The sequence below is a fragment of the Pontibacillus yanchengensis Y32 genome, from assembly GCF_000770635.1.
GTDB lineage: Bacteria > Bacillota > Bacilli > Bacillales > BH030062 > Pontibacillus > Pontibacillus yanchengensis.
In genome coordinates this window covers 19,982-36,005 of record NZ_AVBF01000001.1, presented here as the reverse complement: position 1 = coordinate 36,005, position 16,024 = coordinate 19,982, and the positions used below count along the sequence as shown (strand labels likewise).

Here is a 16,024-nt window from a genome sequence, read left to right as displayed (position 1 = left end):
ATGCTCAGAACTACATCAAAAAGAGGATTGAACTCTATTAGTCCAACCCTCTTCCTCTATCTATGTAGCTTTTTTCGAAACAAACCGACAGTTAGGATAATTACTACACCCCAAAAATGCACCATACTTCCCTGTCCGCTGCACGAGTTGGTTCCCACATTTTGGACAGGTATTCCCTGAAACATTGGCCTGTTCTTTCTGTCTTGCGGTCTTTATTTGATTGATGTGTTCTTGCTTGCTTCCTTTGTCTGCTTGATTCAATCGTTGTAGCTTGAAGAGGATACCTTTGATTTTGGCGTTAGAAAGGACGGGCTGATTATAAGCTTTGATGGTTTGCAATACTTGAAAGGAGTTGATGACTTCCACATCGGGGTAGGTAACTGTCACTTCTTTTAATGTAGCTTTCGAGCTGAAGGAAACAATGGAATAATATGTACCTTCATATAAGCCTTCTAACGCCGATTCTAATGCCTTAATATGGCCGAAGTTCTGATGAATAGGATTATAGAATTTCTCTTTTCGCTTATAGATGACTTGCGTCCAGTACTTGCTTTTCTCATCACCAAATATCCAGCCTTTATAGTTCTTCGTTTCAATTACAAAGATACCGTAAGGAGATACGACCACATGATCGATTTGCGTTGTCCCATTTTTGGATGGAATCAGTAGGTCGTCTAACACGTGGTACTCTTCTGAGGGAAGACGATTTAATAGAAAGGATAATTTCGCCTCGCCTATTCTACCTTTGATGGATGGGGAAGCAAGTGCTACGGATAATGCGATAATCAGGCATAGAATAAAAATGGATCCCATGTGAGCCACCTCTACTTACATATTTTGGCGTGTATTATACTGGAAAAGTCCTATATCAGCAATAGAAACTCAGAAAATAGTAATTCTTTAGGAGATACCTAGATGGCTCTAGTTATTATATAAGAAAAAGCAGCGCACACTTATCATGATAAACGAAAAACCCCAGAGCTATATAATTTAGCTCTGAGGCATTCGGGAATGGTTACAATTCCTCTTATTTCACTACTTCCACATCGACATTATCGATATAGATATCGTGTTCCTCTGCAAATTGTCCCATTAAAAATTTCAAAGCTACAGTGTCATCTTGAGACATTTTCAGTTCAAAGCTATAAGTCTTCATGTCTTCTTCTAATGTAACTTTCTCACTAAGATAGCGAGTATAGTTGGCATTCTCCAGTGTTACCTCGATATCTCGTGACATGGTAGAGCGTGCATCAAATCTTACCTTGTAGGTTACGTCTTTGGAGAATTTCATATTTGGTTGCTCGAGTAGGACACTCCAGGTTTCATTACCTGCATTCGCAATATCTACTTGTAACTCTCCATCCTGAACACCAACTTCTGCGTTTGCATCAAAATGGATATAAGGAACCCAACTATCCATACCAGATGTGAAATCACCATTCTTTAACGGATGTAAATCTACTGGTTGAACTAGTTTTACATTATCCAAGAACACATCCGCTTCCGCTCCACCTAATTGGAAGACGAGCTGCCCTTCTCGATCGGTGATATCAGTTGGCATGGTGAAGGTAACCTTGTGCGTTGCCATATCTTCAGAAAGCTCTACTGTTTTTGTTGAATAAGATTGCGAGCTATCTTTACTCAGAACATCCACTTGAATCGTTCGATCACTAGCAGCCCGAGCGTCAAAAGTTAGCTCATACTCATTTTCCTCTAACAGCTGCAGACCTGTTTGTTTCAATTGGATGGATTCCGGATTGTTGTCTGTATTCGCAATATCCACCTTCAGTTCTCTTGTATCGGCATCCACACTTGCTTCTGCTGAAGCCCCTTCCTTATCATGAAAATCCCAGAAAATCATTCGGCTCATATCGCCTTGGTCAAATGTTCCGTTGTACACATGGTTTCCAGTTGGAAGTGGCTCTTTTTCATTCATCGGTTCCTGCTCGCCGGTAATGTCTTCTACACGGACATTGCCAATCCAAACAGGTGCTGTTCCGTTTGCCCCCATGTTAAACTCAAGGCGTGCTGCCAAATCGTTTTCCTGATTCATGGTAAAGGTGTACTCATAGGTTTGAACTTCATCCGTCAAGTTCATCGTCTTTTCCCCAGAGTAGTTTGCGTAACCTCGTTCCGCTCCACCTGAAACCTTCGACATGATGTTGCGGCTTGTATTGGATTTCGCATCAAACGTCACTTTATAGGTTCCACCTTCTGCGATCGATAGGTGCTGAATTTGCTGTAGGGACCAAAGCGCGTTCCCTGGGTTTGTTATCGATGTTTTCGCAAAAGTATCGCCATCGATTTCTTCTGTTGAAATGCTACCTTCTCCTGCGAAATCTGGTAACGTAAGGAAGTTCCAATACGTAGGATCTGGTTGATCGCCATTTTCATCTACAATAGTGAATCCATTGGAATAGTCTTGGTCATATATATAGTTTCCATCTTCTTTTGGCTGCTTCGCGTCTTCAGGTAATTCAACGTCTTCTACAGTAGGCTCTTCCGGTGTCATGTAGTCTCTTCCTGTCAGTTCATAGACGCGTACATAATCGACTTTCATTTTTCCTGGAAATTCAGTGGTTTCATCTGGCTCTCCACCATACCAGCCTCCAACAGCTAGGTTTAAGATGATATAGAACTCTTGGTCAAATGGTGCTGGGAAGGCATTCTTGGCAGCTTGTCCTGGGCTTTTACTAAACCATTTATTCAGGGTCTGATAAAGCTCGCCATCTACATACCAGCGAATTTCGCCAGGCTCCCATTCAATGGAATACGTGTGATAGCCAGTAAAATCTTCGCCTTCAGGAAAGTGGTATTCTTCTCCGTTATACGTATTATTCGGAGACTCCTCCCCGTAGTGAATTGTTCCACCTATTGTTTTCGTATCGTTACCAGCAGCCTCCATAATGTCGATTTCACCAGAAGCTGGCCAATCACCATACACGCTATCCTCTGGCATCATCCAAAATGCTGGCCAATATCCTTGTCCTTCCGGTAATTTCATACGAGCTTCGAATTTACCGTATTTTTTGCTGAATAAATCCTTTGTCTTTAACTTAGCTGAGCTATAATCATACGAACCAAACTTATCCGTGATTGGCTCTTCTTCTTTCTGCGCTTTGATGACTAATTTTCCGTCTTCAATATAGGAATTCTCGTCGGAATCCGTATAGTATTCGGACTCATTATTACCCCAACCAGGTGCAACTCCATTTCCGTTCTCATCCACAATCCAATTTCCGATATCATACTGCCACTTGGACTCATCAATGTCTTCTGTCATGAATTCATCTGACCATACAAGCGACCAATCGGATTTCTTATCTCCGTATTCATACACAACCACTTGTTTCACATCTGAATTCACGAATTTCACATCATTCTCCACGGCCTTGTGCACATAAACATCACCTTCTACCGTCACATTGTGCAGTTCAATATTCCCTGGTGCCGCTCCAGCTGTAATGATAAGATCTCCCTGGATTACACTGTTTTTTAACGTAACATCATCTGTGGTAAGTAACACATTGCCTTCCATTGTTTGATCTTCATACGTACCTTCTTCAGTTATTAGGGAATCAAAAGCTTCCTCTAATAAGTGCGAAACGTCCTTTCGTTTCATTGGTTTATTTCCATTCCAAGTTTGATCATCCAATATCGATTCATCGAATGGTAATAAGTAGTTAAAAACAGATAGCGCTTCCTCTGTTTTGATTGCTGCGTTTGGTGAAACGTCAGCACCAAGCGTCTCACCTAAATATCCGGCATCGATAGCGTTATGTAGCACACTATCTTCCCACTTACCTTCTCCATTATCTTGCTTAACGAAAAGATGATTCATCATCGCCAACACTTCTACATTGGATAATGCAGCATTGCCATTCTTCTTTTGATTCGGCAATACATCCATCACATGACTGACATCCTCGTTACTTTCTTTATTCTTCTCCCCAGCCTGAATCGAAACCGAATTCACTACACACAACAGAACAATCAAGACCAAGATCCATACTCGTTTTCCCAACACATTTCCTCCTTTTTGATGTTTCGATGTATGTGGAATAGGTCCTTTACCTATGGGCCACCTCATTTTACGAAAGCGCTTTCGTTTTGCTGTAAAAAAATATGTTATGTACGATCAGCGAAACTCGAAACCGCTTTCGTTTTCTTACAAAAAAATAGTCGAATCAACAACTTTACCTATTTTGAGGATATCACAATTTTCAAATAAATTATCTAGTCTTTTAGAAGGAAAAAATGACAAGTAACTGAAATGTTTACCATTAAAATATTACTAGAGATAGGAATCGCAACCTCCGCTTGAGCAGGCACCGCTTCGATTATGTAACTATATTTCCTTATCTAAAAATGATAGAATTCGAGAGGACTTCATCATACACATACCTATTACGATAAGGAGGTACATTCCTTGAAAGCTTTACTCAATACATACATGCAAACATCCTTCGTACTTAAAATGTTCGTTGGTTTTCTATGTGGTACACTTCTAGCTGTTCTCATCGGAGAGCAGGCAGAGGTACTGAAGCCATTTGGCGATATTCTGATTAACTTACTTAGTTTAGTGGCTATTCCTGTTATTTTCCTAACAGTCGTATTAGCCGTAAATCAGATGAACGTAACACAGCTTGGCCGCATGGGGGGGAAGCTCATATTATACTATGCGATTACTACAGCAGCAGCTGTATTCATTGGACTTGGGCTCGCCTTTTGGATTAGTCCAGGAGAGAATATGAGTCTTCCAGCTGCAGATGTGGAGAAGCCTGATACGCCGTCCTTTGAGGATGTTTTATTTAACATTATCCCAGAAAATATCGTCGCTCCCTTTGTAAACGGGGATCTGATGTCGATTCTCTTTCTAGCGATTATCATCGGTGTTGCCATCTCTACCATGAAGTTTTCGAACGAGGAGAAAATTAAACAGTCTGGAGAAATGTTAGACCGTTTCTTTAACGCCCTTAACGAAATGTTCTATAAGTTATTAAACGGTATTTTGTTCTATGCTCCGATAGGAATTCTTGCGATTAGCGCATCTTCGTTTGGAGGTCAGGGATGGGGCACGCTACAATCCTTGCTTAGTTTTACAGGTGTATTCTATGGAGGCATTATCCTCCTTTGGCTCATTGTGTACACGCCTATTTTGAAACTATCAGGTGCACCTGTCCTACCTTTCTTCCGATCGACAAAAGATGCGTACGTTACCGCATTCTTCACCTCTAGTAGTATTGCAACGTTACCTGTGGCGATTGATACAGCGAAGAAATCAGGTATATCCGAACGAGTAGCGAACTTCACGCTTCCGCTTGGGGCCGTATTTAATTCGGACGGAGGCGCACTACGGATGGGTGCATCGATTGTATTCGCTGCTAATATCACGAATTTATCCTTATCCGTCACCGACTTTTTTATGATCGTTCTAGTTGGAACCTTACTTTCCATCGGAACGGCCGGCGTACCCGCAGCTGGACTTGTCACGCTATCAGCCGTCTTGACGATGTTCAACCTCCCTCTCGAAATCGTCGCCCTGATTGCAGGAGTGGATGTTCTGATTGGAATGGCTGGTACAGCTTCTAACGTGTTTGGTGACATTGTTGGATCTGCTGTGGTTAATCAGTCGGAGGAAAAAGGGCAGGAGCATGAGCAGGAGTCAGCATAGGGTAGCAACATGCAAATGGGATGGTTTATACTCTAGGAAGAAAATGAATTAGGAAAGGATGATAGGCTTGGCTGATATGACGAAAAAAGAAATAGAAGACCGAATCAATCTCTTAAAATCGGATTACATTCGGATGCAGGGAGATTTAGAAAAGAAAGAGTCTATTGGTGGAAGCACTGCCAACATTGAAAAACAATTAGAAGAGTTGGAAGAGGAGTTAGCGAATTTAAAGCATCGTCTTGTGAATGCATGAGATGCACAAATACAACAAAGCTTGATATATGAAAAGCCATGCAGGGATGTCTTCAACTGCATGGCTTTTCTATTAAATGAAATGATTATATGATTAACATTTATGCCTCAATCGTACTCACTGGGCTAAAAGCTTCAAACTGACGACGCTCGGCAGGAACTCCCCACTCTTTTAACGCGTTATTGACCACTTTCATAAAAGGAACTGGTCCGCAGAAATAGAAATCTTTTTGGTTATCCTCTAGAATGCCTTGTAACCATTCTTTTTCAATAAATCCTTCTCTATCGAAACGGTCATCTGCCCTATCTTGTGCTGTTGGCTCCGAATAAACAAGATAAGATGTTACGTTATCATATTGTTTGGATATCTCTAATACTTCTTGCTGCAACGCATGTACATTGCTGTTCTGAGCTGCGTGAATAAACGTGATTTCTCGTTCGGGATTTTCTTTGATTGTATCCTTTAGCATGCTCATCATTGGTGTGATTCCGACACCTCCACTTATTAATACAAGTGGCATTTCTTCTGTAGAAACGGTAAATTCTCCAGCAGGTGCCGTAACCTGTAGAACATCTCCTTCTCCAACCTGATGATGTAAATAATTCGATACTTTCCCATCAGGCACTTCTGTCGAACCTTCCTCCCGTTTCACACTAATGCGGTAATAATCCTTCCCTGGAGCATCTGAGATGGTATAGTGTCGCATATGAGAGTACTGATCTCCTTCGATATCCACTTGTAACGTTAAGTATTGGCCAGCTTGATACGTTGGGATTGGCCCTCCATCTTGAGCTTTTAAATAGAAGGAAGTAATAACATCACTTTCCTTCACTTTCTGATCAATAACGAATGAACGAAGACCTGTCCATCCACCTACCTCTTGTTCTACTTGCTCATAAAGCTCGTTTTCAATACTAATGAAAATATCCGCTATCTCTTGATATGCTTTCCCCCATGCTTCGATAATCTCATCATTCACACCATCTCCCAATACATCTTTCACTGCCTCTAGCAAGGTTTCTCCGACGATTGGATATTGTTCTGCTTTTACTCCAAGCGCTCTATGTTTTTCGGTTACCCTTTCCACCATTCCTTTGACGGCGTCTAAGTTGTCGATATGTTTTCCTGCCATGTACACGGAATACGCTAAGGCATCCTGCTGTATCCCTCTTTTTTGGTTGGTTTGGTTAAAGATGTTATACAAGGAAGGCGCTTTCGTAAACAGTAATTCGTAAAATCGAACTCCAATAGCATGACTGTGCTCCTGCAATACCGGTGCGGTACTCTTTACAATCTCAATCGTCTTTGAATCTAACATGGTAAAACTCCCTTTCTCTTATTCAGCATTTGCTCATTTTGTTTCGCTCTTATATATTTAAGGCTAAGGCATTCCATTTATAAAAACAACATTTTACATGCAACTTTTATAAAATGTTCACAAAGTATGATATAGGAGTGAGAATAGATGCATTTAACCCATTACACCGATTACTCGTTAAGAATATTGATGTTTCTTGCCACAAGACAGGAAGACCAACTCGTCCGCTCGAAAGAGATTGCATATATATATGGCATTTCTAACAATCACCTTATCAAAATTGTTCGTCAGCTTAGTACGTCAGGATATATTGAAACCATCCGTGGACGTAGCGGTGGCATGAGACTCGGGAAAGATCCATCAGCTATTAATATTGGTGATGTAGTTAGGGATATGGAAGAAAACTTTCATATCGTTGAGTGCTTTGATAAAGAGAATAATGAGTGCGTGATATCTGAAGCATGCCGACTAAAAGGAGTACTGAATGAAGCGCTAGAAGCTTTTATTTCGGTATTAGATAAATATACATTAGGGGATATGGTTACGAATAAAGAGCAGCTTTATGCCCTGTTGAAATAACCATTTTTAGGGGGGGGAGTAACATGAAAGATAACGAAGACAGAACTTCATTAAAAATGACAGCTTATTGGTTTTCCATACCCAGAACGTTGCGTAGAGTACTGTTCTGGTTGGTCTTCTTTGTCCTTGCAGTATTTGGTTGGATGAAATTACTAGGAAATTAATATTAATGGAAGTTTCTTATATATAGAAATCAAACAAACATAGTATTTACGAAACGTCAAAAAGCCCAACAGAAATGTTTCTGCTGGGCTTTCTTTTGCGTATAGACTTTATCTAACGATATTCAGGTAAGTGTTTAAGCTATCCTCACAAAAGCCATATATAAGTTCTACAAAAGGGAAACTATTATTTTCGACGCTGCCATTTCCAGAGTCTGATAATATTTCAGGCGTTGATCTTTATCTGCTTTAACAATCGCAGGGGGATAACCGAACTCCATAGGAATGAGGTTCATTAACAAGCGGGCTGCTCTTCCGTTCCCATCAGAAAAAGGATGAATATATACAAACTTAAAGTGAAATAGAGCTGCTAAGTCTACAGGATGCAATTCTTTTCTGTTCTTTTCATACCATCTTAATAGCTCCTTCATTTCCTGTTGAACTTGCAAAAAGTGCGGAGGCTGATGCTCGCTACCTGAAATTCTCATATTAATAGACCGATATGCACCTGCATTCGCATCATCAATGTTTTTCATAATCAGAGAATGTATATTCTTAATCAATGACTCATCTATCGGTACTTCTTTACCTATTTGCTCTTCGATATAATCAATGGCTTCAGCATGATTAAGAGCTTCGAACTGCTCTCGCAACTGCTTTCCACCAATCGTCAATCCTTCTTCCAACACTACTTTGGTTTCTACTAACGATAATGTATTACCTTCAATGGCATTAGAATGGTACGTCCATTCAATTTTGTACACTTCCCTTAGATTTTTCACAGCCTCCGGTGGTAATGGTAAATATTGATCCAATTCCTGTTTTAGCTGATCAATTCTTTGAATAGTACTCATTACAACACCTTCTTTACATTCTTAACATTTATCAGGTAGGTCATTTTTTCGTTGAGTTGGTATAAAGGGCGGTCCTTTAATCTTTTCTGAAGCCTGTGTGAGATAGTTGAGAGAGACCTCTTAATCACTACTATACTCATACCCTTCTCACTCCTGTTCACATATCTTCATTATAACTTTATTTTACCCAGGGATACAAAGCTTTATAGACGGTGCCTTCCCCATTTTAATAAAGAGATGCTTAATTCTGGAAGGCTTTCTTAATAGAAAAGATTTTCGAATTGTATCAAGCACTTAAGTTTATATGAGAGTAGCCAATAGTAGCTATTGAAACCTCTAATTTCACTTTTACGTCAAACGTCATAGTTCGCATCAAGGAGGAAACAATTTAGAAGGGCCCGCACAGGAACAATTTCTATAATGATTTGAATAGCAATCTATTCCTAAGACGTAACAGAAAGGAGCTATTAATCTTGATTCTATATTTCTTATTCCTTATTGTGGCAGCATTCATTCTTTTAGGCCTTGGAAACTCCAACGGCTTCTTTGGAAATAAAAAGGGTAGGAAAGATGAGTGACAACTAGGTTTATCCCCCCTTCTTGAGGAATTTCTCCCCTCACTAGCATTTCTCAAGTCTAAGGGGGGGGTTCTTATTTATTCTTCCTCATCAAGTTCCTCTAGTACAAACATCTCCTCTATTCGTACTCCAAAATAGCTCGAAATTCGATACGCTAATTTTAAAGAGGGTTCATATTTTTCTCTTTCCAAGGAAATAACAGTTTGTCTTGTTACGCTTACATCTTCTGCTAGTTTTGCCTGCGTTATATTCCTTTTAGCTCTATATAATTTGATATTGTTTTTCACATTAATCTCCTCGTTCTATCTTAAAACTTCTGCGCATAAATAAACCTGAACAAAAGAAAGGTTACAATGGTAAAGGAATAGCAGCTAGTGAGGTAAAGGGATAATTCGCGTTCATAAAAAGCTATAACAGTACTACCTATACACCCAACAATCAATAACGTAATTAAGGTGGCTTTGGCAGATTTATCTTCTATTTTCTTTGAGCGCTCATCACTATTGACTTCTTTTAATTTACGAAAACTGATTAGAATCACAATAGCTCCAACCATTCCCATACTCAATGCAAAATAGATTGGTGTATCACTAACTCCCATATAAACCGACGTTCCGAATGGAAGTAATATTACACTAAATAGGAATACTCTAAAAATCTTTAGTGTCAAAAAGAACCTCTCCTTTCGTGCGAGTGTTAATGAATACACCCCAATTGTACAGTTCACTTTACATAATGTAGAGCTAGCTGTACATTACTGACCAAGAAAGTTCTGTTCGTTTAGAAGCATTTATTACTAACCTAATCCAACTTAAATCAGTAAATTCGTTACAGCTCAGGCTCACCATGCTAGTACTAACAACTGCCTCCATACTCTTCTAATTCCCTCAATCTCTCGAAGTAGAGATCATCTAGCTTTTGTTTCACTATTCGACTGAAATAACCAACAGGATTATGTATTTCCTTCATTTTCATGGCAGAGAACATCGCTTTTAAAGCATGAATACCTATATCGTGAAGTGTTTCTTCCGCATAGATGGTTTCCAGTGACTTAATTTGCGATTTATAGGAACGGTACAAACGATAGAAAAACGTCTTTTCTGGAATAAAGCAATACACCAATTTTTTAAATTCTCTATAAGAGTTCTTAAGATGGGAATCTTCCACCTGTAACGATTCTTTAAATTCTTTTTTATTTATGCTTTTAAAAGATAATGGTTCATCTTGCTCGTCTGGTGCTAAATCCGTTGATACCTCTGCGTTTTCAGCTTCCTTACTGCGTGTCACTTTCTGTGTGACAGTAGGGTTTATAATATATAAATTCGCCCCATTACCCCCACGTTGAAGGCGCATATTTTCAAGGCGCGTAATAATAGAATACTCGACTAGCTTATTCAATACGCGAATTACTGTTCTTCTGCTTTTACCGATTAAATTGGCAATCGTGTCATTTTTAAGAAAAGCAACACCAGGATACTTACACGCATATCGAGACAAAAGGTGGATCATCTCAATTACCGTATCGGATAATTGATAGCCATGCTCTCCTATATGAGATTTAATCGCTTGATTCATTTCTTCCTTTGTTTGAAATGGTTGATGTTTGATTGCTAAACTTACATAATTCATTTTTATCGACTCCTGTACTATGACGAATTAGTTTCCTTCGCTTTAGTAATCGCACGGAGTCGAGGGTTTGGTGTCTATGATTCAATTCTCATCCCTTTTTGATACTTGGCTACCAAGTTTCTGGTCGTGTCGTTAATGTTGACCAGTCACTTCTATACAGAAATGATATTTACCATTACACGGGACCTACAGGTTCGATATGACGAAGTGCTTACTTTCCGATTCACGCTAATAATAATGCATATTATCGGCACTATAGACTTCTGGATAATTAAATAAAATACTGTTTGTTATTACATGGATTTAATTGGAATATATATAAATCATTATAGTATAAATGATTTATATAATTTTTTAAGGGAGAGGATCTTTTTGATTAATCCATGGCCAAAGAAAATAATCAGACATTTAATAGGCTCTACCCTAACATTACTGTCAGTACTAATGTTTTGGGAAGAGTGGAGTTTTAGTTGGTTTTTACTTGCATTATTATTTGGTTACATATCTTTTGGACTCGATTTCCAGCGAAAAACCACTGCAAAAAAACGATTAACTAAAATCTTTAAAGAGATAAAAAAAGAAGAAAGAATAAGATTAAATGTTGAAGGGTTTCTATCTAAACAAAGTAAAAGAGGTCGGTTGATTTTAACGGATAGGTATATTGTATTTATAGATCGGAAGGGTAATATTCCAGTTAAAGTATTAATAAGTGAATTATATGATTTTGGATATAAGGGTGTTGGTACAGGTACATACACCACAGTAGCTAGCACTTCTTCCGATATAGGGAAAATATACGAAGATAAGGTTCCTGTTTTTTTTATGGAATTAAGAGTAGACAACGGTGAGATAAAAGAACTATTTATTTCAACTCCAAAATATAAGAAATTTTTTAAAGCAGTTCAACAAAACCTTAAAAATGGAGTAATTGCTGAAGAATTAAGGGAAGAAAGTGAAAATCAAAAAGCTGCAGAAGCAAAAACGTTAGTAGAAGATAAATTATTAAGAGATCACCTAACATCAATTTTGGATAATAATAATAATCATTTAGATATTGCTAATAAGTACTTTTTACAAAACATTCACTTATATGAAGATGCTTTATATGAATCCATGTCCCAAAACATCTTAAAACTAAATTCTCTTACCAATGAAGAGAAAAATCATTTAAGAGATTATCTTCAAAAAAGTACCTTACTTGGTCACAGAATGGCCTTATGTATAAAGGTGAAAGAAGGATTCAACCTAAATGACCTTGATTTAACTACTAAAGTTTCATTAGATACTGTCCATCCTATTTACAAATCAGTTGATGTTCCAGCCTATCCTATTACCCAACAAGTTGTTTATTCTCATTACAAATTCTTTCGAACTAACAACACTGCGATACTCTCTGAGCAAGAGATTCTATCAATAACCGAGGAATTTATTAAACTAGGGTTTAAAAATACAATGGCCCATTTAATTGCGTTCCTTAACACAGAGGTTCATGAATTATCACACACTTGATTATTATAATTACAAAATTAGCATTTTTTTATAACTGATTAACTTCACTTTTTCTCTAAATTTCACTTCCACTCTAAATAAAGACAAAAAAGTAAGCTCAAATTCCCATGGGGATTTGAGCTAGTTATAGTTCCATTCATTTTTTATTTATTCTGCAATGGATATTCATTAGTAGCGGCCTTAAGTTTTAGAGAATATAAAATCTGGTAGAGTTAAGTCACAATCATTGTTTATTAAACTCCAAGAAATCTATTACATGAGAATACAAATAACTCCCTGTGCCTGCATGAGTCCAATCCCCTAAAACGTGTTTTCTAAATTCTTTATTCGAGACCCAATGATCCATTGATTTAACCGGCTCAATCCAACTACCTGAACCACAATGAATAAGTTCCTTCTTGTTCTCTAATTCTTCCACCGAAACATTAAATTTTAATAGTCGATCTTCCAACGTTTCATTGCCATCCCCTGATAGGTGATTACAAGTGAATTGGTTACTAGAGTACTCAGCCATATATTGAGCAGCATCATCGGTGTTTTGATTTAACATTAATGGGCTTTGACCTTGTTGGACGCGGTAAGCGTTCATCATATGAAAAAGAATAGTGGATTGTGATTTATTATGTATGTCTATAGATGGTGGGTTTTCCACTTCATTTGTTCCAATTTCCGTGATGTTGATACCCCAGACCGAGTCTAAACCCTGTATTCCATAATACGAAAAGATAATACCTCCCCCATCTTGATTAGGCTCCTTCACATATATATTACCTTCATCCTGTTCATCTACCGTTACTTTACTTTTCACAGTACTTACTTGATCTGTGGGTGAAATACCTTTAACTTTACGATCTGGTGATGTAGTAAACACACTACTCACATTTCCGTCTTTTAATCCGAAATGAATATAGTTTTGATAATCTTTTGTTCCATATACCCAATACTCATAATACATGGTTGAATACTTATCTTCAGGCTCACCATACTCCTCTAGAAGCTTTTTTTCCGTAGAGGGAAATCCAGCAAATCTGGTCTCCTTTTCTATGGTGAAATCTAACTGTGTTCTTTGTTGCATTTTCACGCCATTACTAGAATACAAATCTTTGATGTATAAAGAGTACGTTTCGTTATAATCGTAACCATTTTCAGGAGGATGAATCATAATCCTTAATCCATTGACTACAAACGACGAATCAACCTTTTCCCCATGTTGATTTAATACGTACACGTTTTCTTTATGTACGGATTGAGGATTAATTGGTGTGTTTAAGGTTACATCCCATGTCTTATCTACCGGGACATCATGCTTAGAATCAAGTTGATGCCACTGTGTTGAAGCATCTACATGATTCGAGATTATTCCGACTAAAAACACACCTAACAAGCAAACTATAATCATGCTCTTCCTGTTTATCATCTTCACACCCCTTAATGTATAAATCTATCTTCATTATACGGTAGGAGGAGTAAAAATGAAAAAATATATCATCAATTGTTTTTCTAATTCTTCTCTATACTTATTCACCTAATTTTTATGCAGTTACTATTACTCATATATTTTAAAAATACTTTACCCGAATCACGCAAAAAAACCTATATAAAAGAAAATATTTGGGGATAACCTGGGGATAAATTGTGGATAATACCATTATCAGGAAAAATTGTTGTCGATATCCGTCGAAAGTATTGAATAAAAAAGCTTATGAAGGTAAAATTTACTATGTTTTCTATTTCCATGTGAAATAATTCCAAAAGAATAGGAGGTGAAACCTGTGTTATTGGATAATTCCATCCAACTATTCCAACAAAGTCTTGTGGATAAAGGCAGAAGTCAAGAAACCATACGTGGTTATTTGATGGATTTGACACAGTTCGATAAATTTTTAACGCAACTGTATAATTGTCCATTCTATGTGGAAGAACTATGTGAAACAGATATTGAATTTTACCTACGAATGTTGAGGGAAGAAAAGGGATACAAACCTGCAAGTGTGAACCGTCATCTTCATTCCATCCGTTCATTTTGCCGCTATTTATATAAAAAAGGCTTTATCGCACAGGATCCTGCCATGGCTGTCGAAGCGTTACGAAAAGAAACTAAAGAAAGAACATATTTGAATCAAAAGGAATTAACCAAATTACTTGGTGCAATTGAACAACCACTTGTGGAACTAGCTTGTCGTGTAATGGGTTATACCGGTTTAAGAGTGTCTGAATGTACAAACTTAAAAGTCAGTGATGTTGATTTGAAAAATAACTTAATCCATGTCGTAGGAGGTAAGGGTAATAAAGATCGTTCTGTTCCAATTAGCAAAGTTTTAAAACCTTATCTCGTGGACTATATAGATAACTGGAGACCACGAACAAAATCTGAATTTTTCTTGGCTACGAAAAAAACAGGGAAATTATCCCCTTCTTATATAAATTCTATATTGGCAGAAACGTCTCAACGTCTAAAATGGGATAAAGTCGTTACAGCACACATTTTACGACATACATTTGCCAGTCATTTAGTTGCAAAGAATGTGAATACAGCAAACATCAGTAAGTTATTAGGCCACGCCGATGTCCGAACCACATCCGTGTACATGCACTCTGACATGAAAAACCTACAAGATGCAGTGAATTTACTATAAAGAAATCAAGGAGGTAGCTTTACGAAAATGGCGACAAAACGGAAGAAAGAAACTACACAAGAACGCGTGCAAAATATTAAAGACCTTCTATCCCAAGGGAAAACACGCGAAGAAATCGCCAAAAAATATAAAATGAAAACCTGGAAATCCATTGATATGTTTATGCGACGTCAAGGGTATCGTTGGAACCCGGATGAGGAAAACTACATATCAAAGGAAGAAGAGCATACTCAATCTCTCATGGAAGAAGAAGAAGACCAAGAAGATCAATTGCTCCAATCCCAATTCGACGAACGAGCTGAAGATATTATTATGGCTCTACAACGAACGAAAGACATTCGCGTTGTGGCTCGTCAATTTAAGTTCAAAAATCATCGGGACCTAGGTGCTTACATGCGATCAAACAATTATGTTTGGGATGTAAACAAAAATAATTATAAAATTAGGCGAACGAAAGAATCATCTTTCATTGAAACATTAATTGAACAAATACCATCTTTCTCTAATGTTCGATACCAAACAGCCGAACATGCTGCAAATGGAATGGAGAAATTTTATCCACTATTCGAATTCTTAAATGAAAACATGGATGGACTGAAACAATTATTGACCAATCCACAGGGTGTACAAACTGTACAACCTGAACCCACTTCTACAAAACCTGTACAACCTCACGCTTCAGAGCAAGAGGTACCACTTCGGTCATCTGTATATGACCTAATCCAGAAAATGGCGGATGAAACCCAAATGAGCACACAAACTCTTTTGGAAAATGCAGTAAAGCAATACGTTACCAATCATGACCAACTGACATCGTGATAACGAGTAACATC

14 protein-coding genes and 1 pseudogene are annotated in these 16,024 nt (G+C 37.9%); 7 read left to right on the top strand and 8 right to left on the bottom strand.

All coding sequences use genetic code 11. The features are described from left to right. Nucleotides 1–60: 60 nt before the first annotated feature. Both N782_RS00140 and N782_RS00135 read right to left on the bottom strand, forming a co-directional pair. Complete coding sequence (locus tag N782_RS00140; RefSeq protein ID WP_036814994.1) at nucleotides 61–813, bottom strand: NERD domain-containing protein; 753 nt, start codon at nucleotides 811–813, stop codon at nucleotides 61–63. Between the two features lie 214 nt (nucleotides 814–1,027). Then, entirely contained in the window at nucleotides 1,028–4,027 is a 3,000-nt protein-coding gene (locus N782_RS00135; RefSeq protein ID WP_036814991.1) for a carbohydrate binding domain-containing protein, read from the bottom strand. 402 nt (nucleotides 4,028–4,429) lie between these two features. Here N782_RS00135 and N782_RS00130 point away from each other — a divergent pair, with 402 nt between their 5' ends. Both N782_RS00130 and N782_RS21715 read left to right on the top strand, forming a co-directional pair. Continuing rightward, nucleotides 4,430–5,674 (top strand): dicarboxylate/amino acid:cation symporter, encoded by a 1,245-nt coding sequence (locus N782_RS00130; RefSeq protein WP_237582186.1) that lies wholly within the window; start codon nucleotides 4,430–4,432, stop codon nucleotides 5,672–5,674. Nucleotides 5,675–5,750: 76 nt separating this feature from the next. Then, nucleotides 5,751–5,927, top strand: coding sequence for an SE1832 family protein (locus N782_RS21715; RefSeq protein WP_272913632.1), 177 nt, complete (start codon nucleotides 5,751–5,753; stop codon nucleotides 5,925–5,927). 100 nt (nucleotides 5,928–6,027) lie between these two features. Here N782_RS21715 and hmpA read toward each other — a convergent pair whose 3' ends face one another. Continuing rightward, nucleotides 6,028–7,245, bottom strand: coding sequence for an NO-inducible flavohemoprotein (hmpA, locus tag N782_RS00120; protein ID WP_036814985.1), 1,218 nt, complete (start codon nucleotides 7,243–7,245; stop codon nucleotides 6,028–6,030). A 147-nt stretch (nucleotides 7,246–7,392) separates the two neighbouring features. Between hmpA and N782_RS00115 the strand changes: the two genes are divergently transcribed. Continuing rightward, nucleotides 7,393–7,824: an Rrf2 family transcriptional regulator gene (locus N782_RS00115; protein ID WP_036814982.1), complete on the top strand. Its 432-nt coding sequence runs from the start codon at nucleotides 7,393–7,395 to the stop codon at nucleotides 7,822–7,824. Nucleotides 7,825–7,847: 23 nt separating this feature from the next. Beyond that, complete coding sequence (locus tag N782_RS21710; protein WP_202595656.1) at nucleotides 7,848–7,988, top strand: hypothetical protein; 141 nt, start codon at nucleotides 7,848–7,850, stop codon at nucleotides 7,986–7,988. Between the two features lie 108 nt (nucleotides 7,989–8,096). Here N782_RS21710 and N782_RS00110 read toward each other — a convergent pair. The 4 genes and pseudogenes from N782_RS00110 to N782_RS00095 form a co-directional block, all read right to left on the bottom strand. After that, a pseudogene (locus N782_RS00110) lies at nucleotides 8,097–8,839 on the bottom strand (Fic family protein). Between the two features lie 655 nt (nucleotides 8,840–9,494). Further along, nucleotides 9,495–9,704: a helix-turn-helix transcriptional regulator gene (locus N782_RS00105; RefSeq protein ID WP_036814979.1), complete on the bottom strand. Its 210-nt coding sequence runs from the start codon at nucleotides 9,702–9,704 to the stop codon at nucleotides 9,495–9,497. A gap of 20 nt (nucleotides 9,705–9,724) precedes the next feature. Further along, the gene (locus tag N782_RS00100) at nucleotides 9,725–10,087 is read right to left on the bottom strand and encodes a DUF2178 domain-containing protein (RefSeq protein WP_036814976.1); all 363 of its coding nucleotides are present in this window, start codon (nucleotides 10,085–10,087) and stop codon (nucleotides 9,725–9,727) included. A 185-nt stretch (nucleotides 10,088–10,272) separates the two neighbouring features. Further along, nucleotides 10,273–11,046, bottom strand: coding sequence for a helix-turn-helix domain-containing protein (locus tag N782_RS00095; RefSeq protein ID WP_036814973.1), 774 nt, complete (start codon nucleotides 11,044–11,046; stop codon nucleotides 10,273–10,275). Nucleotides 11,047–11,418: 372 nt separating this feature from the next. Here N782_RS00095 and N782_RS00090 point away from each other — a divergent pair, with 372 nt between their 5' ends. Then, nucleotides 11,419–12,555: a hypothetical protein gene (locus N782_RS00090; protein WP_036814970.1), complete on the top strand. Its 1,137-nt coding sequence runs from the start codon at nucleotides 11,419–11,421 to the stop codon at nucleotides 12,553–12,555. Between the two features lie 223 nt (nucleotides 12,556–12,778). On the opposite strand, the gene N782_RS00085 is transcribed toward N782_RS00090, so the two are convergent. After that, nucleotides 12,779–13,954: a CAP-associated domain-containing protein gene (locus N782_RS00085; protein WP_161783045.1), complete on the bottom strand. Its 1,176-nt coding sequence runs from the start codon at nucleotides 13,952–13,954 to the stop codon at nucleotides 12,779–12,781. A gap of 373 nt (nucleotides 13,955–14,327) precedes the next feature. Between N782_RS00085 and N782_RS00080 the strand changes: the two genes are divergently transcribed. Further along, nucleotides 14,328–15,191, top strand: coding sequence for a tyrosine-type recombinase/integrase (locus N782_RS00080; RefSeq protein ID WP_036814964.1), 864 nt, complete (start codon nucleotides 14,328–14,330; stop codon nucleotides 15,189–15,191). Nucleotides 15,192–15,218: 27 nt separating this feature from the next. After that, nucleotides 15,219–16,010 carry a hypothetical protein gene (locus N782_RS00075; RefSeq protein ID WP_036814961.1) on the top strand — a complete coding sequence of 264 codons (792 nt, stop codon included), beginning with the start codon at nucleotides 15,219–15,221 and terminating at the stop codon, nucleotides 16,008–16,010. The last annotated feature ends 14 nt before the right edge of the window (nucleotides 16,011–16,024 follow it).

Coding starts and splice junctions, on each gene's coding strand:
- N782_RS00140 (WP_036814994.1), bottom strand. CDS start 813: ATGGGATCCATTTTTATTCTATGCCTGATTATCGCATTATCCGTAGCA.
- N782_RS21715 (WP_272913632.1), top strand. CDS start 5,751: ATGACGAAAAAAGAAATAGAAGACCGAATCAATCTCTTAAAATCGGAT.
- hmpA (WP_036814985.1), bottom strand. CDS start 7,245: ATGTTAGATTCAAAGACGATTGAGATTGTAAAGAGTACCGCACCGGTA.
- N782_RS00115 (WP_036814982.1), top strand. CDS start 7,393: ATGCATTTAACCCATTACACCGATTACTCGTTAAGAATATTGATGTTT.
- N782_RS21710 (WP_202595656.1), top strand. CDS start 7,848: ATGAAAGATAACGAAGACAGAACTTCATTAAAAATGACAGCTTATTGG.
- N782_RS00095 (WP_036814973.1), bottom strand. CDS start 11,046: ATGAATTATGTAAGTTTAGCAATCAAACATCAACCATTTCAAACAAAG.
- N782_RS00085 (WP_161783045.1), bottom strand. CDS start 13,954: ATGATTATAGTTTGCTTGTTAGGTGTGTTTTTAGTCGGAATAATCTCG.
- N782_RS00075 (WP_036814961.1), top strand. CDS start 15,219: ATGGCGACAAAACGGAAGAAAGAAACTACACAAGAACGCGTGCAAAAT.